The following is a 26,644-nucleotide window of genomic DNA, read 5'->3' as shown; positions in this document are numbered from 1 at the left end:
TGGACTTCGCGGGGGACAAGAGCAGGGCCTGCAAACGCAGAAAGGAAGGGTTCCGGGAAGCATCCCGGAACCCCTCCTCCGGCTGTGGAGCGATGCCTTTGTTAGACCTCGTCGGCCAAGGTGCCCAGGTAGAGCTGAATGACCTTGGGATCCTTCATGAGTTCGCGTCCGGTGCCCGTGTAGGCGTCCCTGCCCTGGTCCAGGACGTACCCGCGGTCGCAGATCTGCAGGCAGCGGCGTGCGTTCTGTTCCACCATGATCACCGAGACGCCGGCACGGTTGATCTCGTGGACGCGCAGGAATGTCTCGTCCTGCTTCACGGGGGAAAGGCCGGCCGAGGGCTCGTCCAGGAGCAGCACGGCCGGGTCCATCATGAGGGCACGGCCCATGGCCACCATTTGCCGTTCACCGCCGGACAGCGAGCCTGCACGCTGTGCACGCCGCTTGCCGAGTTCGGGGAAGAGGCTGGTGACAAAGTCGAAGCGCTCGTTGAATACCTTGGGCCTCTGGAACAGGCCCATCTGGAGGTTCTCTTCGATGGTGAGGGTGGAGAAGACGTTGTTGGTCTGCGGTACGAAGCCCACACCCTGCGTCACCAGTTTGTTGGCTTTGAGGCCCGTAAGGTCCTTGCCACGCACCACGACAGTGCCTGAGTGGACCTTGACCAGCCCGAACATCGCCTTCAGGAGAGTGGACTTGCCGGCACCGTTGGGACCGATGATTCCAATCAATTCACCTTTCCGGGCTTCAATGCTGCACCCGTTGAGGATATTGACGCCCGGCAGATAGCCGGCCACGAGGTCGGTGACCTTGACGACGGCTTCTTCCGTGGGACTGCCTGCGGCGGCAGGCATGGCACTGGTGGCGCTCACTTGCCCTCCTCCTGTTTGGTTTCGGTGACGTCGGTGGAAAGGATGCCGGCGTCCTCGGTTCCCACTACCGACTCGTCATCGGCAACGAGTTCGGCTTCGAGTTCCTTGATACCTTGGGCGTCGCCCAGATCGACGTCGTGGTGGGCGCCGAGGTAGGCGTCGATCACGGCGGGGTTCTTCATGACTTCCCCTGGAGGGCCCTCAGCCACCACCTTGCCTTCGGCCATGACCACCACCCAGTCGGCGATGTGGCGCACCATGTTCATGTCGTGCTCCACGAAGAGCACGGTCATGCCCTCGGCCTTGAGGTTCTTGATGTGGTCCAGCAGCGACTGGGTCAGGGCAGGGTTGACGCCGGCCATGGGCTCGTCCAGCATGACCAGCTTGGGACGGACCATGAGGGAGCGTGCCATTTCCAGGAGCTTCCTCTGGCCACCGGACAGGGATGCCGCGTAGTCGTCCTTTTTGGCGTCCAGCTTGAACTTCTCCAGCAGGACGTTGGCCTGCGCGGTGATCTCCTTCTCACGGCCGCCCCACATGCCCTTGAAGAGGGCCTTGGACAACCGTTCTCCGGGCTGGTTGGCAGCGCCCAGGCGCATGTTTTCCATGACCGTCAGCTTGCCCATCACTTTGGTGAGCTGGAAGGTCCGGACCATGCCCATGCGCGCCACCTTGTAGGAGGAGACGCCCGCCAGGCTGTTGCCCTCGAACTGCCACTGCCCCGAGTTGGGGGTGTCGAAGCCGGTCAACAGGTTGAACAGCGTGGTTTTGCCGGCGCCGTTGGGGCCGATCAAGGCGGTGATCTTGTGCCGGGGAATCTCGAGGTACTCGACGTCGACGGCGTTAATGCCGCCGAAGGATCGCGTGACATTCTCGGCCACCACAATAGGATCGCGTTTCTTGCACCCGGGAGTGTTCTCGCCGACGGCGATCGGGCGGGTGTCGGTCATGTAGTCGACGTTCTCCGTTGTTCCGGAGCCGCCGATTCCGGGGCTGGTTTGGTTGTTGCTTTCACTCATGCGAATGCAAGCTCCTTCTTATTGCCGAAGACGCCTTGCGGGCGGAAGATCATCAGGAGCATCAGGGCTACACCTACAAGGATGTACCGCAACTGGCCTGCCTGGACAGTGGTCAGCCACGTGATGGCACCCGACTCGATGAGGCCGTACAGGATGCTCTGGGTCAGGGACAGGACAACCCAGAAGATCATGGCGCCGATCACCGGGCCGAGCACCGTAGCCATGCCGCCGAGCAGGAGGCAGGTCCACAGGAAGAACGTCAGTTCGGTTCCATAGTTGGACGGCTGGACGGCGCCGCGGGGGAGCGTGAAAATCATGCCGGCCAGCGCGCCAAGGACACCGCCGATGACGAGCGCTTGCATCTTGTAGGCGTAGACGTTCTTGCCGAGCGAGCGCACCGCATTCTCGTCCTCGCGGATGCCCTTAAGCACGCGGCCCCAGGGGCTGCGCATCAGGAGCCAGACGAGGAGGCAGCAGATGATCACCAGGGTCCATCCGACGACGCGGATGAAGAAGTCCCTGTTGTTCATGCCCAGGTAGGACCCCTCCGGGAAGGGGTTCATTGAGTAGAAGTCGCCTTCGAAGGCTGCCAGGCCATTGGCTGAACCTGTCACGCTGGTCAGCTGGTTGGTGGTCACCACGTAGCGGACGATTTCCGCCGATGCGATGGTCACGATAGCCAGGTAGTCGGCCCGGAGGCGCAATGTGGGTATGCCGAGGATGAAGGCGAAGATGACCGAGCAGAGAATGGCGATCAGCAGTGCTACGAAGAACGGAGCCTTGAAAGTCAGGGTTGAGATCGCGAAGCCGTAGGCACCTACGGCCATGAAGCCTGCCTGGCCGAAGTTCAGCAGGCCCGAGTAGCCGAAGTGGACCGCAAGGCCCAAAGCGGCAAGTGCGTAGGCCGCCGTCGTCGGACTGTAAATTTCGCCAAGGGCGCTGGAAAAAATGAATCCGAAATCCATGGCCCGCTCCTAACCCACACGCTCACGCCGGCCGAGGATGCCCTGCGGTCGGAACAAAAGGACAACGATCATGATGAACAGGGCGCCAACGTACTTGAGGTCGGCGGGGAGGCCGAACACTGTTGTCAGCTCCACGAAGATTCCCACCACGATGGAACCGATCAGGGCACCGAAGACGGTTCCAAGGCCACCGAGGGTAACGCCGGCGAAGATGAGCAGCAGGATCTGGGAGCCCATGTCGAACGTGACGCCGGGGCGGTAGTAGGCCCAGAGGATGCCGCCGAGGGAGGCGAGGATGCCGCCCGTTACCCATACGATGCGGATGACGGAGTCGACGTCGATGCCCGAGGCTGCGGCCAGTGCCGGATTGTCAGCGACAGCACGGGTTGCCTTGCCGAGCCTCGTCTTCAAAAGAACGATGCCGATCACGGCAATGACGACGGCGCTGATGATGAGGGACCACAGGTTGTTGGGGGAAATGGAGACGGGGCCGATCTGGATCTCCGCGCTCTGTGCCCCCGGCAGCTGCTGCGTGGCGCCGCCAAAGAAGAACTGGATGACGTAGCGGACGGCCAACGCCAGGCCGATGCTCACGATCATCATGGGAACGAGGCCCGTACCGCGGCGCCGCAGCGGACGCCAGAGGCCCGCGTCCTGGGCGTAACCGAAGAGGCCGCCGCCCAGCAGCGCCAGGAGGATGGCGAGCCAGAAGGGGAATCCGAGTCCATTGAAAAGGAACACGAGCACGGCGCCCAGGGTTACCATCTCGCCGTGGGCGAAGTTGGTCAGGCCCGTGGTGCCGAAGATGAGGGAGAGTCCCACGGACGCCAAGGCAAGCAGAAGGCCGAAACTCAAGCCCGCCACAAGGCGGTTGAGCAGGTTTTGTCCGAAGTCCTGTTGCTGGACCACGATGCCTTCGCCGAAGGCGAAGATCACGGACAGGTTGGACGTCTGGCTGAAGGTGACATCGCGGGGATTCTCCTGGCCGTCCGCCAGCTTGATGCCGTCCGGAAGGGTGGATTCGTCCAGTTCGACCTTGTAGGTGCCCTGGACCGGAACACCGATGCGCCAGGATCCGTTCTCGCTTGAGGTGGCCTCGCCTTCGAACCCGTTGCCGGTTGCCTTGATTTTGACGCCCGACAGGGGATTCCGGCTGTCATCGCGGAGGAAGCCGCTGATGCTGTTTTGGAAATTGGTGGCTGACGGCGAAGGCGAAGGGGTAGTTGCCTGCGCCGCGGGGGCGGCGATCAGCAGAACGGCAATGAGGGCGGCAAAGAACGCCCCCACGGATCTCTGCAGTCCTCTGGACCGTCTGGTAGACGGGTCGCGCAGTGTGCTTCTCAAAATGGAAAACCTCCACAGTGGGGGTGGTCCCGGCTGCGCCATTGCGGCCGGTGCGAACGGTTAGGGGGCTCGGAAAACGGTCATACCTAGTTGCCTCAAATGTGATCCAAGTCACCCGTGTGTGGCCTATGTTACCGCTCGGTGGGATTGAAAAAGCTCCACGTCAGGCGCGCGAAGATCGCGATCGGATAACAACTGTGCCGCCACCGGCAACAAGGGTGCGGATCACGTTTCGGTTGCGGCTGGGGCGGGCAGGGAACTATCCCTGCCGTCCGGTCGTGGTAATTGGTACCGTAAATTATCACTTAGCCCTTTCTCAGGAGGACACCCGCAATGGCCCTTGGCGGAAACCCGATCTTCAACGGAAAGAATTTCCGTGGAGCGAAGCAGGCCCCGCCTGTACCGCAGAATCCGTATGGCAACCCCTACGGTCAGCAGTTCAACCAGGCCCCCGGACGTGCTCCGAGCCAGGTCATGGACGGTCACGCCGCTTGGTCTGCGCAGCAGCAGAACATGACCAACGAGCAACTGCAGCAGATGTACAACCAGCCTGCGGCAGGCCCGGCCGACACCGGACGGATGACGTACGACGACGTCATCATGAAGACCGTCATGTGCCTTGTTGTCCTGGTGCTTGGCGCCGGAGTCACGCTCTTCGTGGCACCGGCCATGGCTACCATGCTCATGATCGTCGGCGCCCTGGGCGGTTTCGTCCTGGCCTTGGTCAACACCTTCAAGAAGCAGCCTTCGCCCGCGCTGATCCTCGCGTACGCCGGCCTCGAAGGTCTCTTCCTGGGTGGCCTAACCCGCTTCCTTGACGCCATGTACCCGGGCGTTGGCCTGCAGGCAGTCATCGGTACCTTGGCCGTCTTCGGCGTGACCCTCGCCCTCTTCAAGAGCGGCAAGGTCCGTGCGACCCCCAAGATGGTCCGCTTCTTCATGATCGCCACCATCGGCTACGCAGTATTCGCCCTGATCAACCTGGTGATGATGTGGACCGGCGCCGTGCAGGAGCCGTTCGGCCTGCGCACCAGCGTTGAAATCTTCGGCATTCCGCTGGGCGTCTTCATCGGCATCCTTGCGATCGGCCTTGCGGCCTTCTCCTTGATCATGGACTTCACCAGCATCGAGGAGGGCGTTCGTGCAGGCGCTCCGGAACGCTACTCCTGGACGGCTGCCTTCGGCCTGACGGTCACCCTGGTGTGGCTGTACGTCGAAATCATCCGCCTCCTGGCAATCCTGCGGGGCGACGACTAGCCCCGGACCCAAGCAACACAATGCCCCCGAAGAGTCTTCGGGGGCATTGTTGTACCAGCACGCGGCTGAGAGCCGGCCTGTCGGCGCCCGGGTGCCGGGAGCCAACGCCTCGGGCCTAGCGCAGGCGTTCCAGCACCACGGCCATTCCTTGTCCGCCGCCCACGCACAGTGTGGCCAGGCCCAAAGTTTTGTCGCGTTCCTGCAGGCCGTTGATCAGGGTGGTGGTCATCCGGGCTCCGGTCATGCCGAAGGGGTGGCCCAAGGCAATGGCTCCGCCGTGGACGTTGAGCTTTTCCGGATCGATGCCGAGCTCCCTCGCGCTCGCGATCACCTGCACTGCGAAGGCTTCATTGAGTTCCACCAGGTCGATGTCCGCCATGGTGAGCCCGGCTGTGGCCAGCGCGCGGCGCGTGGATTCAACGGGGCCCATGCCCATGAGTTCGGGGGAGAGTGCGCTGACGCCCGTGGAGACCACCCGGGCCAGGGGTTCAAGTTCCAGCTCACGGGCCCTGGCATCGCTCATGACCACCATGGCCGCGGCGCCGTCATTCAGCGGGCACGCATTGCCCGCGGTCACTGTGCCTTCGGTCCGGAAGACCGGTTGCAGGGCCGAGACCGCCTCCAGCGTCACGCCGGGCCGGGGCGAATCGTCGCGATCAACCACGGATCCGTCCTTGCGGGTGTACGGAGTGATTTCGCGGGCATAGAAGCCCGAAGCGATGGCAGCCTCTGCCCGGTTCTGGCTCAGCACGCCCCATTCGTCCTGTTCGGCCCTGCTGATGCCGTACGACGTGGCCACGTTCTCGGCTGTTTGGCCCATGGAAATGTACACGTCAGGCAGCCGTCCGCCGAGGCGTGGGTCGGTCCACGGAATGTTCGACGCCGCGCGGGCGGCGGTCCGCTGGGCGGCAGATTCAAAGGCCGGGTTGTGGTTGGCTGCGTCGGTTTCCCCGGCCCCGGCCCAGTCCCGGTAGCGGGATACAGCTTCTACGCCTGCGGACACGATCGCGTGCGCTTCGCCGGCCTTGATGGCATGGAAGGCCATCCGCAGGGTCTGCAGGCTGGACGCGCAGAAGCGGTTGATGGTGGCGCCCGGAACATGGTCAAGCCCGGCGAGGACACCGACGACGCGGGCCATGTTGGAGCCGGCCTCACCGCTCGGTTCGGCGCAGCCCAGCAGGAGATCGTCCAGACCACGGCCATCCTCGGCTCCGGGATCGAATCCGGGAAGCTTGGCCAGGGCGGCTTCCACCATGGCGGTGGCAAGATCGTCCGGGCGCTCGTCCTTCAGGGAGCCCTTGAAGGCCCGCCCGATGGGGCTCCTGGCAGTGGAAACAATCACAGCCTCAGTCATTGCCCCAGCTTACGCCCGCGGTGCGGGCCGGGCTGCAGGCGCTTAGGCGAGACGAAAAGCCCCTTCGGCAGGCGTCACGGTGAAGATATCCGGTGCGGTGTAGCCGGCTTCGGCGAAGGAACGCACGACGGCGTCACGCACCTTTTGTTCCTCACCCACCGGTGTCAGGGCGATGGCCGAGCCGCCGAAGCCGCCGCCGGTCATACGGGCCCCGATGGCCCCGTTGGCGCGGGCGGTGTCCACCGCAAGATCGAGTTCCGGGCAAGAGATTTCGAAGTCGTCCCGCATGGACGCATGGCTGGCATCCAGCAGCGGCCCGATGCTGGCCGGTCCTTGCGCACCAAGCAATTCCACCGTTTGCAGCACCCGGTCGTTTTCCGTCACCACATGCCGGACCCGCCGCATGGTCACCTCATCCAGCAGCCCGGAGGCCGCTTCCAGGTCTTCCACGCCAACATCCCGTAGCGCCGTGACTCCCAGCACCTGGGCGCCGAGCTCACAGGAAGCCCTCCGGGAGGCGTATCCGCCGTCCGCGTGGGAGTGCGAGACCTTCGTGTCGATCACCAGGAGGACCAGTCCGGAAGCCTCGGCGTCGAACGGAACGAGTTCGACGTGCTGGTCCCTGCAGTCAAGGAACACGGCCTGTCCCTTGGCGCCGCGGAGCGAAGCGGACTGGTCCATGATGCCTGTGGGGGCGCCCACAAAGATGTTCTCGGCCCGCTGCGTAGCGAGAACCAGTTCTTCGGCCGCAAGGTTGGCTCCGGTGAGCTCATTGAGGGCCGTGATGACGGCGCACTCGATCGCGTGCGAGGAGGACAGGCCGGCGCCGAGGGGAACGTCGGAGTCCAGCAGGAGTTCGAAGCCGGGGACGCTGACCCCGCGTTCCTTCAGCGCCCAGGCGACGCCCAAGGGGTAGCATGACCACCCTTCCCCGGAACCGGGTTCAAGGCCGTCAAGGCTGGCTTCGACCAAACCGTGCCCGCCGAAGGTGGACAGCAAACGGACCGTTGAATCGTCGCGGACCCGCACAGCGACCTTTGCTGTCTTGTCGATGGCGAACGGCAGGACGAAGCCCTCGTTGTAGTCGGTGTGTTCTCCGATGAGGTTGACCCTCCCCGGTGCTTGCCAGACGCCGTCCGGGACTGTTCCGAATGCTTCATGGAACGCCGCGGTCAGTGTGAAGACATCGGTGCTGGTGGTCATGCGGGGGAGTCCTCCATGGTCTTGGCGGAGACTGGTGCCACGGCAACGCTGCGCAGGCGGTCAGCCACTGCCTCCGGGGTGGTGTCGTTGATGAATGCGCCCATGGCGGCCTCCGATCCGGCAAGGTACTTCAGCTTATCCGCCGCCCGCCGCGGTGAGGTCAGCTGGAGGTGCAGCTGCCCGGACGGCCGGAGTACCGGGTCCAGCGGGGCCTGGTGCCACGCTGAGATGTAGGGCATGGGCGTTGGGTAGAGGGCATCCAGGCGCTTGAGGAGGTCAAGGTAGACGTGTGCCAGCTCTTCCTTTTCCTCGCCCCTGAGTCCCGCCAGATCGGCCACATGGCGGTGCGGGACAAGGTGCACTTCGAGGGGCCACCGAGCCGCGAAGGGAACATAGGCACTGAAGTGCTTGCCTTCGAGGACCATGCGGCTGCCGTCCTCCCTCTCCGCCCGGAGAAGGGATGCCGCCAGCGTTTCTTTCGCACCGACGTCGTCATAGTAGCGGCGGGCTACCGCACCCAGGTTCGCTGCCCGCGGCGTCACGTACGGGTAGGCGTAGATCTGGCCGTGGGGGTGGTGGAGTGTCACCCCGATGTCCGCACCACGGTTCTCGAACGGGAACACCTGTTTGACGCCGGGCAGTGCGCTGAGGGCTTCAGTCCGTTGAGCCCAGGCTTCGATGACGGTCCGGGCGCGGGTTTCCCCCAGCTCTGCGAAGGATCCGGTGTGCTGCGGGGTAAAGGCGACCACCTCGCAGCGGCCCAATGCCGGTCCTTTGAGTCCGTGGCCTCCGGCGGAAGGCGCCGGAGGGATGTCACCCGCAGCGGGTCCCAGGGACGGGAAGCGGTTCTCGAACACCACGACGTCGTAATCAGGTGCCGGGATCTCCGACGGATTCGCTGCCGTGGTGGGGCAAATGGGGCACTGATCGGCCGGCGGCAGATGGGTGCGGCTTTGCCGGTGGGCCGCGATGGCCACCCATTCTCCGGACAACGCGTCGAACCGGACTTCGCCGGGTTCCCCGCGGGCCGGAAGGCTGCGGTGGTCCACCAAAGCCCCTGGGGGACGCGAGGGGGTTTCCGGGTCATCGAAGTAGATCAACTCGCGGTTATCCGAGAGGCGGGTGCTGGTAACGCGACGGCTCATGTGGACCATGATTCCACAATCGATCAAAAACGCATAATTACTAACAAAACTTAACAACGACCGATGCTGCGGGCCGGACGAGTACGGTATTGCCATGCCCGATTCTTCCGCGCCCCCAGCATCCACTCCCGAAACCGCCCCGCGCCGGTACGCCACCGGCCGCCAGTTCGAACTCCGGCGAGGTGACGCCGTCGCCGTCGTTACCGAGTTGGCTGCCGGACTGCGGCTCTATGCGCGGGCGGGCGTGAACCTGACCGAAACCTACGGCGATGCGGACATCCCGCCGGGTGCCACGGGAATTACGCTCGCACCATGGGCCAACCGCGTCGAGGACGGTGTGTGGTACCTCGACGGCAAGAAGCAGCAGCTGGACATCACTGAGGTCGCCCACAACAACGCCAGCCACGGACTGCTCAGGAACACCGGGTACGCCCTGGTGGACGAATCCGAATTCTCCGTCACGCTCGAAGCCACCGTCTTCCCTCAACACGGGTACCCGTTCCTGGTACGGCATCTCGTCACTTACGAACTGGACGCGAATATGGACCTTCGCGTCCGGCAGACGCTGGTGAACGACTCGACGGCGGACGCCCCCTTCGTCCTCGGCGCCCACCCCTATCTCCGGATCGGCGAGGTTGCGAGCGAGGACCTCACCCTCACCGTCAAAGCCGGTACGCGCCTGGTAGCCGATGAGCGGCTGATACCCCGCAGCACAGCTGCGGTGGACGGGGAGTTCAACCTATCGGCAGGCAGGACGGTTGGCGGGCTGGACATCGACGCCTCCTTCACGGATCTGGAGTTCGACGGCGGCATCGCGCGTCACACGTTGACGGCACCGGATGGACGCAGCGTCAGCCTGGTCCATGACCAGAGCGCCGGATACGTCCACGTCTTCGTGACCGACAAGTACCCCGGACGTCCCAAATCAGTGGCCATGGAGCCCATGACCGGTCCTGCCAACGCCTTCAACAGCGGAGACGGGCTGCGCTGGTTGCCGCCGGGCGGTTCGTTCACCATGTCCTGGGGAATCACGGCGACGCTTTAGCAGGACTTTCCGCGTCCGGGCCGCTCAGTTTCCCATACGGCCCGGGCTACGGAATTATGGGTTCATGACGCCAACACCGGACGCCAAAACCCGTAGTGACCGCCAAATTGCCGAAGATATCCCGTACGGCGTGCGCATAGCAGCAGCCTGGTCATGGCGGGTAGGCCTGATCCTGGTCATGATCGGCATCCTGGTGTGGTTGCTCGGCAAGGTCAGCTTCCTCATCATTCCCGTCATGGTGGCCTCCCTCCTGGCGGGTCTGCTGTACCCGGTGGTGGTGTGGCTCCGCAAGCGGAAGGTACCCAACGGCCTGGCTGTGGCCATCACGGTCCTCGGCTTCATTGGGTTGATCTCCGGTTCGCTCGCTTTAGTGGGCCGTCAGCTTGTTTCCGGATTCGGGGAACTGTGGCAGGAAGCGCTCGCCGGCATCCAGCAGATCCAGACATGGCTTGCTGACGGACCACTGCACCTGACCGCGGACCAGATCGACCAGTACATTGCCGATGCTGCCAACGCCCTGCAGAACAACAGCAGCAGCATCCTCAGCGGTGCCCTGTCCTTCGGCAGCACCGCCGGGCATTTCGCCGCAGGCCTGGTCCTGGCGCTGTTCATCCTGATCTTCTTCCTCCTCGAGGGCCAGCGGATCTGGGCTTTCCTGGTCCGGCTCCTGCCGAAGAAGGCCCGTGCTGCCACTGACGGAGCCGGCCGGCGCGGTTGGACCTCCATGGTCAACTACGTACGCATCCAGATGTTCGTCGCCTTCGTTGACGCCGTGGGCATCGGCGTCGGTGCCGCCATCATCCAAGTACCACTGGCGCTGCCCTTGGCCGTGCTGGTTTTCATCGGTTCATTCATCCCCGTGGTCGGTGCCCTGGTTACCGGTGCCATCGCCGTGCTGCTTGCCCTGGTGGCCAACGGTCCGGTCAACGCCCTGATCATGTTGGCGATCGTCCTGCTGGTCCAGCAGCTGGAAAGCCACATCCTCCAGCCTCTGGTCATGGGCAAGGCCGTGGCACTGCATCCGGTGGCCGTCATCCTCACCGTGGCTGCTGGTTCGTACCTCGCGGGCATTCCCGGAGCGCTCTTCGCAGTCCCCATCCTCGCCGTAGTAAACACGGCCGTTCGGTACATTGCCGGCCGATCGTGGGAACATGATGGGGGACCGGGTGCCGTGGGAGCGCCAACGGCTGAAGGTTCGCCGGGACCGGACGGTGACTCCAACTTCAAGGATGCGGAGCTGCCCGTAGGTCAATCACGCGGCGCCACCGGTACCGAAAGCAAGGCCAGGGCTTCAGGAAGCATCCCCGAGGAGCGACCCGGAGCCGACACCACAAAAGGAGAATAGTCAGTGAATACCCTCGAAACCCTGCCCGTCACCCTGGACGATGTCCTTAAGGCGCAGGAGCTGCTCGAGGGCATTATTACCAAGACTCCCGTGGAGTCGTCCCGTGCCCTGGGAAGCCTTGTGGGCGGGAACGTCTTCTTCAAGTGTGAAAACCTCCAGCGCGCAGGATCGTTCAAGGTCCGCGGCGCCTATGTCCGGATGGCACGTTTGTCCGAGGAGGAGAAAAAGCGCGGCGTGGTTGCGGCCTCAGCCGGTAACCATGCCCAAGGCGTAGCAGTTGCTGCCAAAAGCCTTGGAATCAAAGCCCGGATCTACATGCCGTTGGGCGTGGCACTGCCCAAGCTGGCCGCCACGCGAAGCCACGGCGCAGAGGTGGTGCTGCACGGCCACAACGTGGACGAGGCACTCGCCGAAGCCGAACGCTACGCCAATGAGACCGGAGCGGTCTTCGTCCATCCCTTCGACAACGTGGACGTCGTAGCCGGACAGGGCACCATCGGCCTGGAGATCCTGGAGCAGATCCCCAACGTTGACACTGTCCTCATGGGCGTCGGCGGCGGCGGACTGCTGGCCGGAGTGGCCGTGGCCATCAAGGCGAAGGCCAAGGAGCTCGGCCGGGAAATCCGCGTCATCGGTGTCCAGGCGGAGAACGCTGCCGCCTATCCGCCGTCCCTGGCCGCCGATGCCTTGGTGCCGCTGAAGAAGGTTTCCACCATGGCGGACGGCATTGCCGTGGGACGGCCGGGACAGTTGCCGTTCAGCATCATCCGCGAGTTGGTGGACGATGTAGTGACGGTCAGCGAGGACTCCCTGGCCCGGGCACTGATCTTCCTGCTCGAACGCGCCAAGATGGTTGTGGAACCTGCCGGTGCCGTAGGCGTAGCCGCACTGCTGGACGGCAAGATCGAAAACCCGGGGAACACCGCCGTCGTACTTTCCGGCGGCAACATCGATCCCATGCTGATGTTGAAAGTCATCCAGCGCGGCTTGTCCGCGGCCGGAAGGTTCATGACCGTCCGGATGATGCTTGACGACCGTCCGGGCTCGCTGGCCACCATCGCCCGGATCATCGCCGAGAACGACGCCAACGTGACCGGGCTGGACCACACCCGCCTGGGCGGCTCGATCAGCATGGGCGATGTGTCCATCACCATCAACCTGGAAACCAAGGGACACGAACACGGCGAACAGGTCCTTGGCGCGCTACGGGCCGAGGGCTTCCAGCCGATCGTGGTGCACTAAGGGGGCGCCATGGTGCTTGGAAGACCTGACGGCTCCAGTGCGGAGACCCGGGAGTCACTGGCGGCCAGGGCCAGGGGCGGCCTGCTGTTCATGGGCGGCTTCGTGGCACTGCTCTACGCCATCGAATTCGTGAACACCCTGATGCTGCACGGACTGAACCGCACCTTCGGCCTGCGGTCCCGCACCTTTGACGGCGTCCTGGACATCCTGACGTTTCCTTTGCTGCACGCCAACCTGAACCATCTGTTGTCCAACACCCTGCCCTTGCTGATCTTCGGGTTCCTGGTGTTCCTGGCCGGCCTGCGTGTTTTTATCACTGCCTTGGCGTTCAGCTGGCTGGGTTCGGGCCTGACCGTGTGGCTGATTGGCGGGGGGAGCGTCACAGTGGGCGCCTCCGGCCTGGTGTTCGGCCTGTTCGCGTTCTTGTTGGTCCGCGGGTTCTTCAACCGCAACTGGTGGCAGATCCTGCTGTCCATTGTGCTGTTCATGGCGTACGGCGGCATCCTCTTCGGAGTGTTGCCCACTGTCATGGGTTTCATCTCCTGGCAGGCCCACCTTGGCGGCGCGATCGGCGGCGTCGTTGCTGCCATCCTCCTGCGCCCGAAGCCCCGGGACACGCCAAGCAGCTCCCGCTTCCCCGTCTGACCCAACTGAGTCGCAGCTGTGCGCGTTTTGAAGGCTGAAAACGCGCACTAATGCGACCTGGTTGGGGGAGTCGGGGACGCAAAACGCCGGCCCTCCCACGCAAAGGGGGAGGGCCGGCGTCGTGCTTTAAGCGTTTGGTACTTTAGGCCGAGTACGGCTTGGCGGAAACGATCTCCACCGTGATTTCCTTGCCGTTGGGGGCGGTGTAGCTGAGCTTGTCGCCTTCCTTGTGGCCGATGATGGCGGCGCCCAGCGGGGACTTCTCGCTGAAGACGTCAATATCGGAGTCGCCGGCGATTTCACGGGAACCGAGCAGGAACCGCTCTTCGTCACCGGCGATCTTGGCGACAACCAGCATGCCGGGCTCGACGATTCCGTCGTCTGCGGGAGCCTCGCCGACCTGGGCGTCGCGCAGGAGCACCGTGAGCTGGCGGATGCGGGCTTCGATCTTGCCCTGCTCTTCCTTGGCTGCGTGGTAGCCGCCGTTTTCCTTAAGGTCGCCTTCCTGGCGTGCGGCTTCGATCTTCTGGACGATTTCCGCCCGGCCAGCGCCGGAAAGGTGGTCCAGCTCAGCCTTCAAGCGGTCGAAAGCTTCCTGGGTAAGCCAAGCTGCTGTGGCGCTGTTGGTGGTAGACACGGATTTCTCCTTTTGATCTGACAAAGCAAAGACCCCGCCGAGGTGGCCACTCGTGAAACTCAGTAACCAACTTAACGGGGTTGAAGGTTTCATCCATTGTAGTAAATCCTTTGGATGAACCCAAACCGGTTGCGTCGCGGGTCACATTCTTGTTATTTACCGCTATCCACGATCCAGCAGTTGTCCACTACGCCGGAGACTGCCGGGGATTCCGTGGCCAGGACCGTCCGCTGGGCAGTGGTCCGCCCGCCGTCCGCGTCCTGCTCCGGATTGTTGGGACCAATTTCCACGACCTTCCAACCCACCACGGCGAACTTGGAATCCATGGCCTTGATGGCACACTTGGCGGTTGCTGAAGGGGACTTGCTGACCTGGTAGTCCACCTCGGCCTGCGTCCCGTCCACAGTGCTGTAGCCGATGTCCTTGAATGTCACAGGGGCAGTGGCGGATCCGGTGGCCACGTAGGCGGCGAAGCCGATGCCCACTACCAGGGCGCCAATGACGATGTTTCGTTTGGCCTTCCGGCTCAGGCCGCGCTTTTGACCGCCGTAGCGATTGGCTAGGCTGTTGCTTGCCGGAAATTCGGTGGCCGATGGATCCTCAGAAGTCACCCGTCCAGTTTAGTGCCGATCCCGGCACCGTCGGCACAGCCTGCATCGCAACACCATGGAAGAGGAGCCGTCCCGTGACCGCGTCCAGCAATTCGGAGCAGCTTCGGTTGCTCGCCGTCCACGCACACCCGGACGATGAGTCCAGCAAAGGTGCGGCGACCATGGCAATGTATGCCGCCAACGGCGTCGAGGTCATGGTAGCCACGTGCACGGACGGCTCACGCGGTGATATCCAGAACCCCGCCATGGAGGACGCTCCGCATCCCAAACGGGATATGGCAGGGGCACGCCGGCTGGAAATGGCCAATGCGGCCGCCGTCCTGGGCATCCGCCAGCGGTGGCTCGGTTTTGTCGACTCCGGGCTGCCTGAAGGCGATCCGCTTCCCGCGCTTCCGCCGGGATGCTTCGCGTTGCAGCCGCTGGAGCGGGCCACTGCGCCATTGGTCCGGTTGGTCCGGGACTTCAAGCCGCACGTGATCATCAGCTACGACGAGAACGGCGGGTACCCCCACCCGGACCACATCATGGCCCACAAGGTCGCAGTTGAGGCCTTCGAAGCAGCAGGCGACCCCGCCAGGTATCCGGGCATCGGCGAACCGTGGCAGCCAAGCAAGCTGTACTACGATCGCGCTTTCAGTCCCGAGCGTTTCCGCGCCCTGCACTTCGCTTTGGAAGAGGCCGGCCTGCAGTCGCCGTACGCGGAAAGGCTCGCAGCGTGGTTGGAAGCCGACGCCGAAGGCCACACTCCGCCGGCCGCGGCCCATCAGACCACCACCCAGATCGACTGCGGGGACTTCTTCGGGAAGCGGGATGAGGCACTGAAGGCCCACAAGACCCAGATCGACCCCGTGGGTTTCTTCTTCGCCGTGTCTTCGGACTTCCAACGTACGGTGTGGCCGTGGGAGGACTACACCCTCATCCAGTCAAAGGTCGAATCGGAACTGCCGGAAAAGGATCTCTTCGCGGGGATAAGATAGGGAGAGCCGGCTTTCTATCGTTTGTAGAAGTTGCCCGGACGCCCCCAGGCTTCCAGTTCCGCCCGGACCGGTATGCATCAACTCCCATAGAAGGTTTGAACGTGCACCACTTGCTCCTCGCCCTGACCGTCAGCCCGTCGCCCGATCCCACCGGCACGCTGCGCCCGGGCCTGTCCGAGGACCAGGTAACGCCGGGAACGTGGGGTTTCGTCCTCACGGCATTCATCGTCATCCTCACCACCTTCCTGATCGTGGACATGGTCCGCCGGATCCGCCGCGTGCGTTACCGGGCGCAGGTGGAAGAGGCCCGCTTGGCCGCGGAGGCAGGACCTTCGAGCGACGAGAACGGCAATGACGCTCCCGGGTCACGCTGACCGCCCGGAAGCACCATGGCCCGGCGCATCCAACGCGCTGGGCACCGAACCCTCTGCCTATCTGCGCCAGCATGCCGGCAATCCGGTGTTTTGGCGTCCCTTTGGTGATGAAGCCTTCGCCTTGGCCGCCTCCCGGGATGTTCCCGTCTTCCTTTCCATCGGATATGCGGCCTGCCACTGGTGCCATGTCATGGCCCACGAGTCGTTCGAAGACCAGGAAACTGCCGACTACCTGAACGCGCACTTTGTCCCGGTCAAGGTGGACCGCGAAGAGCGTCCGGACGTCGATTCAGTGTACATGGCCGCCACCCAGGCAATCAGCGGGGAGGGCGGCTGGCCGATGTCGGTCTTCCTCACCCCGGATGGTTTGGCCTGCCATGCCGGCACATACTTCCCGCCCGTGCCGCTGCCCGGCAGGCCCTCCTTCAGGAACGTCCTGGAGGCCGTCCATGAGGCCTGGGTGGAGCGTCGCGATGCCGTCGAGCAGAACGCCAGGGGGCTCGCCGCCAGTATGGGAAGCGCCCAGCTGAGTGCTGCGGTGAGGTTGGATGGCCCGCCCGAACCGCTCGACGCCGGGCTGCTCTCCGAAGCTGTCGGCGCGTTGGCGAGGTCGGAAGACCCCGACGCCGGCGGGTTCGGCACCGCCCCCAAATTCCCGCCGTCGGCCGTCCTTGAATTCCTGATCCGCCATGCCGCGGTGCCCTCGGATACCGCCGAAGCCGCCCGCGACATGGCCGGCCGGGCATTGGCCGCCATGGCGCGCTCCGCCCTGCGGGACCAGCTCGACGGCGGTTTTGCCCGGTACTCGGTGACGGCGGACTGGTCCGTGCCGCACTTTGAAAAGATGCTGTACGACAACGCCCAGCTCCTGCGCGTCTACACCCACTGGGTGAGACTGGGCGGGAACCCGGTTATCGGCGCTGCGGAGGCCGCTGAGGTTGCCATCGGCTGCGCCGACTGGATGCTCGACTCCCTGACACTGGAAGGTGGCGCGCTGGCGTCGTCGTTGGACGCCGACACGGTGGTTGACGGCGTGCACCACGAGGGCGCGGCGTACCTGTGGACGCCGACACGGTGGTTGACGGCGTGCACCACGAGGGCGCGGCGTACCTGTGGACGCCGGAGACCTTGAGTGAGGTCCTGGGCCCGGGGGATGCAGCCGCCGTAGGTGCCCTGATGAACGTGTCCCCTGAGGGCACGGTGTCCGGTTTGGGTTCACCGCTGCATCCCGGACGCGCATTCGGCGAAGCGGAGCAGGCCTTGTGGGAGCGCGTCCGGCCGGCACTTCTGGCAGCACGGAATCAGCGGAATCAGCCCACCAGCGACAACAAGGTGGTGGCGGGCTGGAATGGCCTGGCGGTAGCGGCCCTGGCGGAAGCCGGTGCTGTGATGGGCAGGACGGACTACGTGGACGCGGCAGAAAACATCGCCTCGTATCTGGAGCGCGTGCACTGGAACGCTTCGGACCGGCTCCTCACCAGGGTTTCGCATGAATCCGTGGCCCGGGGGATCGGCGGTTTGCTGGAGGACTACGCCTTCTGCGCCGAGGGACTCTTCGCGCTATACGCAGTCACGGGCAGGACGCGGTGGTACGCGCTCGCCGAAAGCCTGGTGCTGGCAGCGGCAGACCGCTTTGTGGAGGACAGGAAGCTGGCTGATTCGGCAGGGGAGTCCGCCCAGGTCTTCAACGCCCAAGGGCAGCAATCGTCCTTGGACCCGTTCGACAACGCCGCGCCAAGCGGAGCTTCGGCGTTTGCAGGGGCGCTGCTGAGCTACGCGGCGTACTCCGGCTCCCATGCCCACCGGCTGATGGCAGGCAACATCATCCTCGGGTTTGCTCCCACCGCTGGCCGTTCGTGCACCCCGCGTGGCAGGGTGGCTCCTGGCCACGGCGCAAGCCGCACTTGCCGGGCCGGTGGAAGCCGCCGTCGTTGGTCCCGCTTCGCCGGCACGGGCGGAACTGCACGCCTCGCTGCTGGGCTCGCCAAGCCCGGGCATGGTGGTGGCGCTGCAGTCCGATGACGACGGCGGGTCCCCGGCTGCCGGCGTCGAGGTGCCTTTGTTGCAGCACCGTTCAGGGGTTGCCGACGGCTCTCCCCGGGTGTATCTCTGCCGGGACATGGTGTGTGAACGACCCCTGCAAACGGCGGCTGAGGTGAGGGTCCGGCTGGCGGCGATGACTAGCTGAGCACGGCAATCATGATCGCGATGAAGTGGGAGGCGAAGCCAAACACCGTGAAGGCGTGGAACAGCTCGTGGAAACCGAAGTGGGTGGCGCTGAAATTGGGTTTCTTAAGGCCATAGAACACTGCTCCGGCGATGTAGAAAGCCCCGCCCACGCAAATCAGAATCGCTGCTGCGGCATTCGCGGTGAAGAACTGCGGAAGGTAGAACAAGGCCCCGCAGCCGAGTGCAATGTAGACAGGGACGTAAAGCCACCTCGGGGCATGGGTCCAGATGACCCTGAAGAGGACGCCTGCGATCGCCGCGGACCAGATGATCCACAGGAGCGTTACGGCTTGGGAGCGTTCCAGCAGGGACCAGGCGAGCGGCGTGTAGCTGCCGGCAATCACCAGCATGATGTTGGTGTGGTCCAGCCTTTTGAGGACCATCCTGGCAGTCGGGGCCCAGTTGCCGCGGTGGTAGACCGCGCTCACGCCGAACAGGAGGACACCCGTCAGGGCGTAGATACCGGAGGTGATTTTGCGGTCCACGGTAGGGGCCAGTACCACCAAAACGATTCCCGCAGCCAAGGCAAAAGGCGTCGCTACGGCGTGGATCCAACCGCGCCACAGCGGCTTGTCATTGAGCAGTTCGACCATCCTTCCAGCATAACTTACGCTTCGGTAAGTTACTGGTTGGTAATAAATCCTTGGCCTCACTCCGAAGTGTTGCCTGCACTGGCCGGGCTGTCCGGGCAGGTAGCCTTGACAGTGCGCGGTTGATCGAAATCAGGCGGTTGATCGAAACAGGCGGTTGATCGAAAACAGCAAGGAAGTCAGGTGAGAGTCCGGTGGAACTGCCCGGTTTCCTCTATGGCTTCTACGAGCGCCGCCTCCTCAAATCCCTGGACCATGAAAGAATTCCGCGTCACATAGGCGTCATGGTTGACGGCAACCGCAGGTGGGCCAGGCAATTCAACGCCCCAACAAGCCAGGGCCACCAAGCGGGCGCGGATAAAATCCACGAGTTCCTTGGCTGGTGCCAGGAACTCGGAGTCAAGGTAGTCACCCTCTACATGCTGTCCACGGACAACATGAACCGCTCGGGGGAGGAACTCGACCTCCTGATGGGCATCATCGCCAACACCATGGACCGGCTGGATGAAAACGCCGACATCTCCGTCCATGCCATGGGCGCACCGGAGCTCCTGCCCGATTACCTCGCTGAACGCCTCAACAAGCTGACAGCCAGGACGCCCGTCCACGAGAAGATCCACGTCAACGTCGCTGTGGGCTACGGGGGCCGCCGCGAAATCGTCGACGCCGTCCGCGAACTTCTGCACGACGCCGTCGCCAAGGGCCGGAATATGGCAGACGTGGCTGACGAGCTGTCGGTGGACGACATCTCCCGCTTCCTTTACACCCGTGGCCAGCCGGACCCGGACCTGGTCATCCGGACCTCGGGCGAGCAGCGGCTCTCCGGCTTCCTGATGTGGCAGAGCGCCTACAGCGAGTTCTACTTCTGTGAAGCCCTGTGGCCCGCCTTCCGCAAGGTCGACTTCCTGCGCGCCCTCCGCGATTACGCAGGCCGCCAGCGGCGCTTCGGTTCCTAGCACCACACTGCAGGCCTGGTCCTCGGTAGCCGGGACATCCGGTTTACGAAAAATTCATCCTCCCGACCCGCGACTTGCCGGGGGAGGACCACGGAAATGATTGTGGGCGGGATTACGTTATTCCCATCAGCAGGCAAAACCGCCCGCTGATCGGGGAGGCCAGTAGATGGAGCGGAACATCGCACCAGTTACAGGGGAGGCCACGCCCGGCCTTCCGGCCGAGCCGCTTTCACCATAAGGCCGGGCAACGCCCGGGGCTGGAGTCGATGTGGCTATTTCAGAGCAACTGCCCGCAATGGTTTCCGACGGGGAAAGTGCAGCTACCTCCCGCGCCAAACGCGCCACCAAAGGGACAATAAGCGCCGCGTCACCCACTGGCCACAGCTACGTCATCGACACGTCCGTGCTTCTCTCCGATCCGCACGCCCTGCTGCGCTTCGCCGAGCACGAGGTGATCGTTCCGATCGTGGTCATCAGCGAGTTGGAAGGCAAACGCCACGATCCCGAGCTGGGGTACTTTGCCCGCAAGGCATTGAGGCTCCTCGATGACCTCCGGATCGAGCACGGCGGCCTGGACCACGCCATCCCCATAGGCTCGGAGGGCGGGATGCTGCGCGTTGAACTGAACCACATCTCCCCGGAGGTGCTCCCCGCGGGCTTCCGCGGCGGCGACAACGACAGCCGGATCCTGGCCGTGGCCAAGAACCTGGCCAATGAAGGACGCAACGTCACAGTCGTTTCCAAAGACCTGCCGATGCGGGTCAAGGCATCAGCCATGGGCCTCCAGGCTGATGAGTACCGCAACGAACTGGTCAAGGACTCAGGCTGGACCGGCATGGCCGAGATCGAGGCCAACGAGCAGGAGATCAGTACCCTCTACGGCCACGAACCCGTCTTCATCCCGGCGGCTGCGGAATTGCCCGTCAACACCGGGCTGGTGCTCCTCTCCAACCGTGGCTCGGCCCTCGGCAGGGTTGGCCACGACAAGCAGGTGCGGCTCGTCAAGGGCGATCGCGACGTCTTCGGATTGCACGGCCGCTCCGCCGAACAGCGGCTCGCCATTGACCTCCTCATGGACCCCTCCGTCGGCATCGTGTCGATCGGCGGACGCGCCGGCACGGGCAAGTCCGCTTTGGCATTGTGTGCCGGCCTGGAAGCAGTCCTGGAACGCCGTGAGCACCGCAAGGTCGTCGTCTTCCGCCCGCTCTACGCGGTGGGTGGCCAGGAGCTGGGCTACCTCCCGGGCTCCGAGTCGGAAAAGATGAACCCCTGGGCCCAGGCCGTGTTCGACACCCTCGGCGCCTTGGTCAGCGAAGAGGTCGTCGAAGAAGTCATGGACCGCGGGATGCTGGAGGTACTTCCCCTCACGCACATCCGTGGCCGCTCGCTGCACGACGCCTTCGTGATCGTTGATGAGGCCCAGTCCCTGGAGAAGAACGTGCTCCTGACGGTCATGAGCCGCATAGGGCAGAACTCCAAGATTGTCCTTACGCACGACGTTGCCCAGCGCGACAACCTCCGCGTCGGCAGGCACGACGGCGTGGCCGCCGTCGTCGAAACGTTCAAGGGCCATCCGCTGTTCGGCCACATCACCCTCACCCGCTCCGAGCGTTCACCGATTGCGGCGCTCGTAACGGATCTGCTCGAAGGGGCAGAAATCTAGGGTGTCTGCCGCAACAGTTAGGTCCGCGCGACAGCGGCCTCCCGCCGTCGCTTAGACACAACGCATAAGGCCCCCTTCGGTCGCTAAGCGACCTTAGGGGGCCGATGCGTCGCGATGCGCTCCTTTCCGGGAGCCCGCCGTCGCGCGCGGGCTAGCCGTCAGAGACCCAAGTAGGTTTTCAGCCCTTCGTGGCCTTGGACTTTGAGGGGCCAGTCGGGGCGCTTGAAGGTGGGTGGGGTGAGGCGGACCCTTTGGACTTCCTCCACCTTGGTGCCCCAAGAGTCCCGGAAGAGGCCGTTGGGTTCGTAGCCGAGACTGGTGGAGACGCCCAAGGACTGCTTGTTCCAGGCTGCAGCTTCGGATTCGGCGACGTCGGCGCCCAGGTAATCGAACGCGAAGCTCACGACGGCGGCGCGCATCTCCTTGCCGATGCCGCGGCCCTGAGCCGTTTGCTTGAGCCAGGACCCGGTGCTGACCGTTTTGAGGACGGCGAAGTTCCTGGCCCCAAGGTCCTGGACGCCGAGGAGTTCACCGTCCTGCCAAACGCCCAGCAGGAGCGTCCATGATTCGCGGGTGAAGCCGGCACGGCAGCGCCAGTACCACTGGGCCATGTTCGGTGCCAGCTCGTCCTCCGGTAACTCCGCCCACGGGGTGCTGAACGGGCTCTTGCCCGGCTGGTGGACGCCGGAACGGGCGGCCGCGACGGCAGCCGGGATGTCGGCGTCGAAAATTGGCCGCAAGCTCAGCCGCGGGGTGGCCAGTGTGAGGGCGAAAGGGGGCCAGATGTCTGCCAACGAAGTCATCGCCGTAGTCTAGCCAAGCTTCCCGTTCGTGGTGGTCAGGCTGCGGGGCCGATGTCCCAAGGGATGTGCCGGCGGACGTCAGTGAGGTTCATGGATTCGGCCAGGAAAAGGTCGTCCAGCATGTACTCGTCAACGCCCAGGATCTTGAGCCAGTGACCTTTTCCGGACGAATCGCCGTCGAGCGACCGGCTCGCGACGCAAACGCCCGTCTGGATATCGATGCGGATGAGCGTGCGGCCCGGATGCGCCAAAGGCTGGTCCGGGTCCAGGGGGCGGTATGTCCGGCCGCGGGTGACTATGGCCTCCAAAGCCGGGCGGCCCTCATGGTCCACCTCGCGCGGCTCCGGAAAGGAGACCGGGTTGGACTCGGGGAACTCCAGGGGCACGGGGGCATTGCCCGCCAACTCCACGGGGTCCAGCGCCGCCGCCAGCCTGCCGTTGCCGAACGACGGTTCACCGTAGGCCGCTTCCGGCCGCCGCTGCACCAGGCCGGCGTCGTCATAGACAGGGGTCACCAGATGCGGAGGCAGGAGCCATGAACGGCGTGTGGAGCTGACGTAGAACTCATCCTTGGAGTCGTTGATGCCGGTGGTGCTGTAGAGCAGCTTGCCGTCGGGGCTCTCCAGCCTCAGTGCCCCCGGACGCCTCAACCAGGCACGGACCATGGCAGCGCCCGTTGCCGGCAGTTCGAGGTATTCGAAACGCAGGCTTGTCCATCTCCACGGTGAAGAGCGGCACAGGTTCCGGAACCCCATATCCACAGTGTACCCAGTGGTGCAATCCGGTCCCGGGCCCAATCCGCGGTAGCATCCGATGGTGATTCGACGACTTGCCGAGCTCTGGACCGCCAGCCCTTTTGGATTCTGGCTGGTGCTGCTGGCATGCCTGTTCTTCCTGGTCATGGCAGCGCGGCTGACCGTGATCGATATCCGAAGCCACCTTTTGCCCAACCGCATCGTCTTTCCCTCCTACGGAGTGGCAGGCGTTCTGCTTCCGGGCGCTGCAGTAGTCGCCGCCATAGGGGGTGCGGACAAGGACCTCGGCGCACCCCTCTTCGGCGTGCCGGGCCTCAATGTCCTTGCCGGAGGTGCGGCACTGTGGCTGTTCTACTTCCTGCTGCGCACCGTCTACCCGCCGGGCATGGGGTTCGGCGACGTCAAACTGGCAGGGGTGCTCGGCCTGTACCTGGGATACCTGGGATGGGGGCACGTCTTCGCGGGCACATTCGCGGCCTTCCTTCTGGGCGGACTGTGGGGAGTGGTAGTCCTGGTGGCGCGCCGGGCCAATCTTGGCTCCGCTATTCCTTTCGGTCCGTTCATGCTGGCCGGCGCGGCCGCCGCCATGGTGGTTTTACCGGCTTGATCCCACACAGAACGACGACGGCCGGCCACCTCCCGTGCGGGAAGGCAACCGGCCGTCGTCGTACTCACTCATGCCTCGCCGGAGGCGGCGGGGACTATGCCTTGTGCGCCGGGGCGGTCATGGTGGTGACATCCAGGGCCTTGTCCAGGTCCGCCTCGGAGACCTTGCCTTCGCCCTCACCCACGAAGCCAAGCTGTTCCGTGGCCTGGCGGACGGTCAAACCGTCCTTGACGGCGAGCTTGGCGATCTTCGCGGCGTTCTCGTAACCGATGTACTTGTTCAGCGGGGTCACGATCGAGGGGGAGGCCTCGGCCAGGAAGCGTGCGCGCTCGACGTTGGCGGTGATGCCGTCGATCATCTTGTCGGCCATGACGCGGCTGGTGTTGGCCAGCAGGCGGATGGACTCAAGCAGGTTGGCGGCCATGACGGGGATGCCGACGTTGAGCTCGAAAGCGCCGTTGGTGCCGGACCATGCAATGGCGGTGTCGTTGCCGATGACCTGGGCACACACCATGATGGACGCCTCGCAGATCACCGGGTTGACCTTGCCCGGCATGATCGAGGAGCCCGGCTGCAGGTCCGGAATCGCGATTTCGCCGAGGCCGGTGTTGGGGCCCGATCCCATCCAGCGGAGGTCATTGTTGATCTTCATGAAGGAGATCGCAATGTTGCGCAGCTGGCTGGAGCCCTCGATGAGGCCGTCGCGGTTGGCCTGGGCTTCGAAGTGGTCGCGGGCCTCGGTGAGGGGCAGGCCAGTGTCGGCTGCGAGGAGTTCAATGACGCGTTCCGGGAAGCCTGCCGGAGTGTTGATGCCGGTGCCCACGGCCGTGCCGCCCAGGGGAACCTCGGCAACGCGGGGGAGTGCGGCGTTGATGCGCTCAATGCCGTAGCGGACCTGGGCTGCGTAGCCGCCGAACTCCTGGCCGAGCGTGACCGGGGTGGCGTCCATGAGGTGCGTACGGCCGGACTTGACGACGTCCTTGAACTCAGCGGCCTTGCGCTCAAGCGATGCTGCCAGGTACTCCAACGCCGGGATCAGGTCGTTCATCAGGGCGGAGGTGGCGGCAACGTGCACGGAGGTCGGGAAGACGTCGTTGGAGGACTGGGAAGCGTTGACGTGGTCGTTGGGGTGGACCACCTTGTCGCTGCCGGCAGCGGAGAGAGCACGCGACGCGAGTTCGGCGATGACCTCGTTGGTGTTCATGTTGGACGACGTGCCCGAACCGGTCTGGAAGACATCGATCGGGAAGTCGCCGTCATACTTGCCGGTGGCAACCTCATCGGCTGCAGCGGCGATAGCTTCGGCGAGCTCGCCATCGAGCACCCCCAGTTCGGCGTTCGCGAGTGCAGCAGCCTTCTTGACGCGGGCAAGGGCCTCAATGTGCGCACGTTCCAGGGTCTTGCCGGAAATCGGGAAGTTCTCCACGGCGCGCTGCGTCTGGGCGCGGTACAGGGCGTTCACGGGGACGCGAACTTCGCCCATGGTGTCATGTTCAATACGGAACTCAGTGGTGGAAGTCATGGGGCTAGCTTAGGGCGACTTCAGGCTCCATCGAAAACCAGGAGGTCAGTGCTACGTGCCCCGGCTGGAAGGCCGGGGCACGAGCCCTTAAACGTCGCCGATCGCGGAAACAAGGGCCGCCTGGCCCTCGCCAAGCTTGTAGGAAAGACCGATGACGGCAACGCGGCCTTCTTCAATGGCGTCGGAAATCACACGGGAGCTGTCCGCGAGGCGCTGCGCGGTCTGCTTGACGTGCTCCACCACCATGTCGTTGACCTCTTCCTGGCCATTGCGCTTGGCCGTGAGCACCGACGGGGTAATGCGTTCGACGAGGTCCCTGATGAAGCCCGGAGGCATCTCACCGGTTTCCACCGCGCCCTTGGTCGCGGTAACTGCCCCGCAGCTGTCGTGGCCCAGGATGGCGATCAGCGGAACTTTGAGTTCGCTGATGCTGTACTCGAGCGAACCCAGGACCGCGTCATCGATCACCTGGCCTGCTGTCCGCACCACGAAGGCGTCGCCCAGCCCGAGGTCGAAGATGATCTCTGCCGCGAGGCGCGAATCCGCGCAGCCAAAGATGACCGCGAAAGGATTCTGGCCCTCAAGAAGCGACGAACGACGGGCCGCGTCCTGGTTGGGGTGGCGGGATTCGCCGGAAACAAAGCGTTCATTACCCTCGCGCAGCCGGCGCCAGGCAAGGGCTGGAGTCAAATAAGTAGGCACCTTATTACTTTACGGCGCCTGACCCTTAGGTCACGAAGTGTTGCGTCCGGCGTCAGGGAGCCGGAGTCGTGGCCGGCGCGCCGGCCGCAGGAGCCTCGTCTGCGGACTTCACGACGGCGGCAGCCAGGGCCGCGAATTCCTCAAGGTTCGCTGTGCCGCTGAGGATGATGGTGGTGCCTTTGTACTCAAGGGTCATGCTGCGCTTTTCCTTGCCGGAATCGCGAAGCTCCCAGTCCTGTCCGCCGGCGTTCCGGGTTCCCGTCACGGGCAGGTTGCCGGTCTGCTGGAGGACCCAGGTGGGGTTCGCTTCCCGGGTCTGGGTCAGGCCGATGAAGGCTTCCTTCGGCGTCAGGTAGCCGACTTCCCACGTGGGGACGCCTGTGCCCGTGCCGCTTTCCCAACGGGCGTAGTTGGGCCGGAATGTGTCACCGGTATCCGGAGTTACGGGTGTGAATCCGGCCACATCCGCAGCGTTCCGGGCGATCGCAGGGACGTCGACGGCGGGCCGGAAGTTCTCGCCCTTGGGGGCCGGATTCATCAAGACCACAGGAAGGAATGCGAGGACGCAGAGGACCAGGGCAATAACCATGCCGATGACCGAAGCATTGGCGCGTTTTGCCGCCTTCGCCGCAATGACGGGTTTGTACGGGGCTTCCGAGGCGTCCGGGGCGTTGTTCGAATGGGGCTCCGGGGCGGTCTGGTCATTGCCGGCGGCGGGCTTGTCCTGCGTTTCACTCACCCTTCCATAGTCCCTCATCGCCGCACCTAACACACAACCGGGA

The 26,644-nt window shown here is 64.3% G+C and carries 27 protein-coding genes; 12 read left to right on the top strand and 15 right to left on the bottom strand.

Annotated elements, in window-relative coordinates:
- Window positions 1-101: 101 nt before the first annotated feature.
- From OCL88_RS00710 to OCL88_RS00695, 4 genes are all read right to left on the bottom strand, one after another.
- Window positions 102-872 (bottom strand): ABC transporter ATP-binding protein, encoded by a 771-nt coding sequence (locus OCL88_RS00710; protein WP_021471519.1) that lies wholly within the window; start codon window positions 870-872, stop codon window positions 102-104.
- Complete coding sequence (locus OCL88_RS00705; RefSeq protein WP_370583587.1) at window positions 869-1,822, bottom strand: ABC transporter ATP-binding protein; 954 nt, start codon at window positions 1,820-1,822, stop codon at window positions 869-871. The genes OCL88_RS00710 and OCL88_RS00705 overlap by 4 nt, the downstream gene beginning before the upstream one ends.
- 65 nt (window positions 1,823-1,887) lie before the next feature.
- Window positions 1,888-2,856 (bottom strand): branched-chain amino acid ABC transporter permease, encoded by a 969-nt coding sequence (locus OCL88_RS00700; protein WP_021471517.1) that lies wholly within the window; start codon window positions 2,854-2,856, stop codon window positions 1,888-1,890.
- A gap of 9 nt (window positions 2,857-2,865) precedes the next feature.
- Entirely contained in the window at window positions 2,866-4,143 is a 1,278-nt protein-coding gene (locus OCL88_RS00695; protein WP_021471516.1) for a branched-chain amino acid ABC transporter permease, read from the bottom strand.
- 390 nt (window positions 4,144-4,533) lie between these two features.
- Here OCL88_RS00695 and OCL88_RS00690 point away from each other — a divergent pair, with 390 nt between their 5' ends.
- Window positions 4,534-5,457 (top strand): Bax inhibitor-1/YccA family membrane protein, encoded by a 924-nt coding sequence (locus tag OCL88_RS00690; protein ID WP_021471515.1) that lies wholly within the window; start codon window positions 4,534-4,536, stop codon window positions 5,455-5,457.
- A 115-nt stretch (window positions 5,458-5,572) separates the two neighbouring features.
- Here the strand turns inward: OCL88_RS00690 and OCL88_RS00685 are convergent, their stop codons facing one another.
- Genes OCL88_RS00685 through galT form a run of 3 tightly spaced genes read right to left on the bottom strand, consistent with a single transcriptional unit; the run spans window position 5,573 to window position 9,159 of the window.
- Entirely contained in the window at window positions 5,573-6,811 is a 1,239-nt protein-coding gene (locus OCL88_RS00685; protein WP_264961252.1) for an acetyl-CoA C-acetyltransferase, read from the bottom strand.
- A gap of 42 nt (window positions 6,812-6,853) precedes the next feature.
- A complete protein-coding gene (galK, locus tag OCL88_RS00680; RefSeq protein ID WP_264961251.1) occupies window positions 6,854-8,014 on the bottom strand; it encodes a galactokinase in 1,161 nt (386 codons plus the stop codon).
- Window positions 8,011-9,159, bottom strand: coding sequence for a galactose-1-phosphate uridylyltransferase (gene galT / locus OCL88_RS00675; RefSeq protein WP_410868091.1), 1,149 nt, complete (start codon window positions 9,157-9,159; stop codon window positions 8,011-8,013). The genes galK and galT overlap by 4 nt, the downstream gene beginning before the upstream one ends.
- Window positions 9,160-9,253: 94 nt before the next feature.
- Between galT and OCL88_RS00670 the strand changes: the two genes are divergently transcribed.
- The 4 genes from OCL88_RS00670 (at window position 9,254) to OCL88_RS00655 (ending at window position 13,436) form a co-directional block, all read left to right on the top strand.
- Window positions 9,254-10,204, top strand: coding sequence for an aldose 1-epimerase family protein (locus OCL88_RS00670; RefSeq protein ID WP_264961249.1), 951 nt, complete (start codon window positions 9,254-9,256; stop codon window positions 10,202-10,204).
- Between the two features lie 64 nt (window positions 10,205-10,268).
- On the top strand, window positions 10,269-11,549 hold the full coding sequence (locus OCL88_RS00665; protein WP_264961248.1) for an AI-2E family transporter: 1,281 nt from the start codon (window positions 10,269-10,271) through the stop codon (window positions 11,547-11,549).
- 3 nt (window positions 11,550-11,552) lie between these two features.
- Window positions 11,553-12,791, top strand: coding sequence for a threonine ammonia-lyase (ilvA, locus tag OCL88_RS00660; protein ID WP_062095695.1), 1,239 nt, complete (start codon window positions 11,553-11,555; stop codon window positions 12,789-12,791).
- Between the two features lie 9 nt (window positions 12,792-12,800).
- Window positions 12,801-13,436, top strand: coding sequence for a rhomboid family intramembrane serine protease (locus OCL88_RS00655; protein ID WP_264961247.1), 636 nt, complete (start codon window positions 12,801-12,803; stop codon window positions 13,434-13,436).
- A 142-nt stretch (window positions 13,437-13,578) separates the two neighbouring features.
- Here OCL88_RS00655 and greA read toward each other — a convergent pair whose 3' ends face one another.
- Window positions 13,579-14,073 (bottom strand): transcription elongation factor GreA, encoded by a 495-nt coding sequence (gene greA, locus OCL88_RS00650; protein ID WP_021471507.1) that lies wholly within the window; start codon window positions 14,071-14,073, stop codon window positions 13,579-13,581.
- Window positions 14,074-14,225: 152 nt separating this feature from the next.
- Complete coding sequence (locus OCL88_RS00645) at window positions 14,226-14,684, bottom strand: DUF4307 domain-containing protein (RefSeq protein WP_021471506.1); 459 nt, start codon at window positions 14,682-14,684, stop codon at window positions 14,226-14,228.
- A gap of 74 nt (window positions 14,685-14,758) precedes the next feature.
- On the opposite strand from OCL88_RS00645, the gene mca reads away from it, so the two are divergent.
- The 4 genes from mca (at window position 14,759) to OCL88_RS00625 (ending at window position 18,057) form a co-directional block, all read left to right on the top strand.
- Window positions 14,759-15,661: a mycothiol conjugate amidase Mca gene (mca, locus tag OCL88_RS00640; RefSeq protein ID WP_264961246.1), complete on the top strand. Its 903-nt coding sequence runs from the start codon at window positions 14,759-14,761 to the stop codon at window positions 15,659-15,661.
- 101 nt (window positions 15,662-15,762) lie between these two features.
- Window positions 15,763-16,035, top strand: a complete 273-nt coding sequence (locus OCL88_RS00635) for a hypothetical protein (RefSeq protein WP_021471504.1) — start codon at window positions 15,763-15,765, stop codon at window positions 16,033-16,035.
- On the top strand, window positions 16,013-17,167 hold the full coding sequence (locus OCL88_RS00630) for a thioredoxin domain-containing protein (RefSeq protein ID WP_264961245.1): 1,155 nt from the start codon (window positions 16,013-16,015) through the stop codon (window positions 17,165-17,167). Before OCL88_RS00635 ends, OCL88_RS00630 begins: the two co-directional genes overlap by 23 nt.
- Window positions 17,095-18,057, top strand: coding sequence for a hypothetical protein (locus tag OCL88_RS00625; protein ID WP_264961244.1), 963 nt, complete (start codon window positions 17,095-17,097; stop codon window positions 18,055-18,057). Before OCL88_RS00630 ends, OCL88_RS00625 begins: the two co-directional genes overlap by 73 nt.
- A 158-nt stretch (window positions 18,058-18,215) precedes the next feature.
- Here OCL88_RS00625 and trhA read toward each other — a convergent pair whose 3' ends face one another.
- Entirely contained in the window at window positions 18,216-18,857 is a 642-nt protein-coding gene (gene trhA, locus OCL88_RS00620) for a PAQR family membrane homeostasis protein TrhA (protein WP_021471502.1), read from the bottom strand.
- A 191-nt stretch (window positions 18,858-19,048) separates the two neighbouring features.
- Here trhA and OCL88_RS00615 point away from each other — a divergent pair, with 191 nt between their 5' ends.
- Window positions 19,049-19,810, top strand: a complete 762-nt coding sequence (locus OCL88_RS00615; RefSeq protein ID WP_021471501.1) for an isoprenyl transferase — start codon at window positions 19,049-19,051, stop codon at window positions 19,808-19,810.
- Window positions 19,811-20,105: 295 nt separating this feature from the next.
- On the top strand, window positions 20,106-21,473 hold the full coding sequence (locus OCL88_RS00610) for a PhoH family protein (RefSeq protein ID WP_254455157.1): 1,368 nt from the start codon (window positions 20,106-20,108) through the stop codon (window positions 21,471-21,473).
- A 158-nt stretch (window positions 21,474-21,631) separates the two neighbouring features.
- On the opposite strand, the gene OCL88_RS00605 is transcribed toward OCL88_RS00610, so the two are convergent.
- Together OCL88_RS00605 and OCL88_RS00600 are read right to left on the bottom strand one after the other, a co-directional pair.
- Window positions 21,632-22,276, bottom strand: a complete 645-nt coding sequence (locus OCL88_RS00605) for a GNAT family N-acetyltransferase (protein ID WP_264961243.1) — start codon at window positions 22,274-22,276, stop codon at window positions 21,632-21,634.
- A gap of 35 nt (window positions 22,277-22,311) precedes the next feature.
- Window positions 22,312-23,031 (bottom strand): hypothetical protein, encoded by a 720-nt coding sequence (locus tag OCL88_RS00600; protein ID WP_264961242.1) that lies wholly within the window; start codon window positions 23,029-23,031, stop codon window positions 22,312-22,314.
- Window positions 23,032-23,092: 61 nt separating this feature from the next.
- On the opposite strand from OCL88_RS00600, the gene OCL88_RS00595 reads away from it, so the two are divergent.
- Window positions 23,093-23,638: a prepilin peptidase gene (locus tag OCL88_RS00595; RefSeq protein WP_264961241.1), complete on the top strand. Its 546-nt coding sequence runs from the start codon at window positions 23,093-23,095 to the stop codon at window positions 23,636-23,638.
- Between the two features lie 94 nt (window positions 23,639-23,732).
- On the opposite strand, the gene OCL88_RS00590 is transcribed toward OCL88_RS00595, so the two are convergent.
- The 3 genes from OCL88_RS00590 to OCL88_RS00580 form a co-directional block, all read right to left on the bottom strand.
- The gene (locus OCL88_RS00590; protein ID WP_021471496.1) at window positions 23,733-25,160 is read right to left on the bottom strand and encodes a class II fumarate hydratase; all 1,428 of its coding nucleotides are present in this window, start codon (window positions 25,158-25,160) and stop codon (window positions 23,733-23,735) included.
- Between the two features lie 87 nt (window positions 25,161-25,247).
- Window positions 25,248-25,862 carry a carbonic anhydrase gene (locus tag OCL88_RS00585; protein ID WP_031216233.1) on the bottom strand — a complete coding sequence of 205 codons (615 nt, stop codon included), beginning with the start codon at window positions 25,860-25,862 and terminating at the stop codon, window positions 25,248-25,250.
- A gap of 52 nt (window positions 25,863-25,914) precedes the next feature.
- Complete coding sequence (locus tag OCL88_RS00580; RefSeq protein ID WP_264961240.1) at window positions 25,915-26,601, bottom strand: DUF4245 domain-containing protein; 687 nt, start codon at window positions 26,599-26,601, stop codon at window positions 25,915-25,917.
- Between the last annotated feature and the right edge of the window lie 43 nt (window positions 26,602-26,644).

The organism is Paenarthrobacter sp. PAE-2 (assembly GCF_026013155.1).
In the GTDB taxonomy this organism is placed as follows: Bacteria; Actinomycetota; Actinomycetes; order Actinomycetales; family Micrococcaceae; genus Arthrobacter; species Arthrobacter ureafaciens.
This window is presented reverse-complemented; position numbering and strand designations above follow the sequence as displayed.

Excerpts from the sequence above, each read along its gene's own strand:
- OCL88_RS00705 (WP_370583587.1), bottom strand. The coding sequence starts at position 1,822 with ATGACCGACACCCGCCCGATCGCCGTCGGCGAGAACACTCCCGGGTGC.
- OCL88_RS00700 (WP_021471517.1), bottom strand. The coding sequence starts at position 2,856 with ATGGATTTCGGATTCATTTTTTCCAGCGCCCTTGGCGAAATTTACAGT.
- OCL88_RS00690 (WP_021471515.1), top strand. The coding sequence starts at position 4,534 with ATGGCCCTTGGCGGAAACCCGATCTTCAACGGAAAGAATTTCCGTGGA.
- OCL88_RS00685 (WP_264961252.1), bottom strand. The coding sequence starts at position 6,811 with ATGACTGAGGCTGTGATTGTTTCCACTGCCAGGAGCCCCATCGGGCGG.
- galK (WP_264961251.1), bottom strand. The coding sequence starts at position 8,014 with ATGACCACCAGCACCGATGTCTTCACACTGACCGCGGCGTTCCATGAA.
- galT (WP_410868091.1), bottom strand. The coding sequence starts at position 9,159 with ATGAGCCGTCGCGTTACCAGCACCCGCCTCTCGGATAACCGCGAGTTG.
- OCL88_RS00670 (WP_264961249.1), top strand. The coding sequence starts at position 9,254 with ATGCCCGATTCTTCCGCGCCCCCAGCATCCACTCCCGAAACCGCCCCG.
- OCL88_RS00665 (WP_264961248.1), top strand. The coding sequence starts at position 10,269 with ATGACGCCAACACCGGACGCCAAAACCCGTAGTGACCGCCAAATTGCC.
- OCL88_RS00655 (WP_264961247.1), top strand. The coding sequence starts at position 12,801 with ATGGTGCTTGGAAGACCTGACGGCTCCAGTGCGGAGACCCGGGAGTCA.
- OCL88_RS00630 (WP_264961245.1), top strand. The coding sequence starts at position 16,013 with ATGACGCTCCCGGGTCACGCTGACCGCCCGGAAGCACCATGGCCCGGC.
- trhA (WP_021471502.1), bottom strand. The coding sequence starts at position 18,857 with ATGGTCGAACTGCTCAATGACAAGCCGCTGTGGCGCGGTTGGATCCAC.
- OCL88_RS00610 (WP_254455157.1), top strand. The coding sequence starts at position 20,106 with ATGGTTTCCGACGGGGAAAGTGCAGCTACCTCCCGCGCCAAACGCGCC.
- OCL88_RS00605 (WP_264961243.1), bottom strand. The coding sequence starts at position 22,276 with ATGACTTCGTTGGCAGACATCTGGCCCCCTTTCGCCCTCACACTGGCC.
- OCL88_RS00600 (WP_264961242.1), bottom strand. The coding sequence starts at position 23,031 with ATGGGGTTCCGGAACCTGTGCCGCTCTTCACCGTGGAGATGGACAAGC.
- OCL88_RS00590 (WP_021471496.1), bottom strand. The coding sequence starts at position 25,160 with ATGACTTCCACCACTGAGTTCCGTATTGAACATGACACCATGGGCGAA.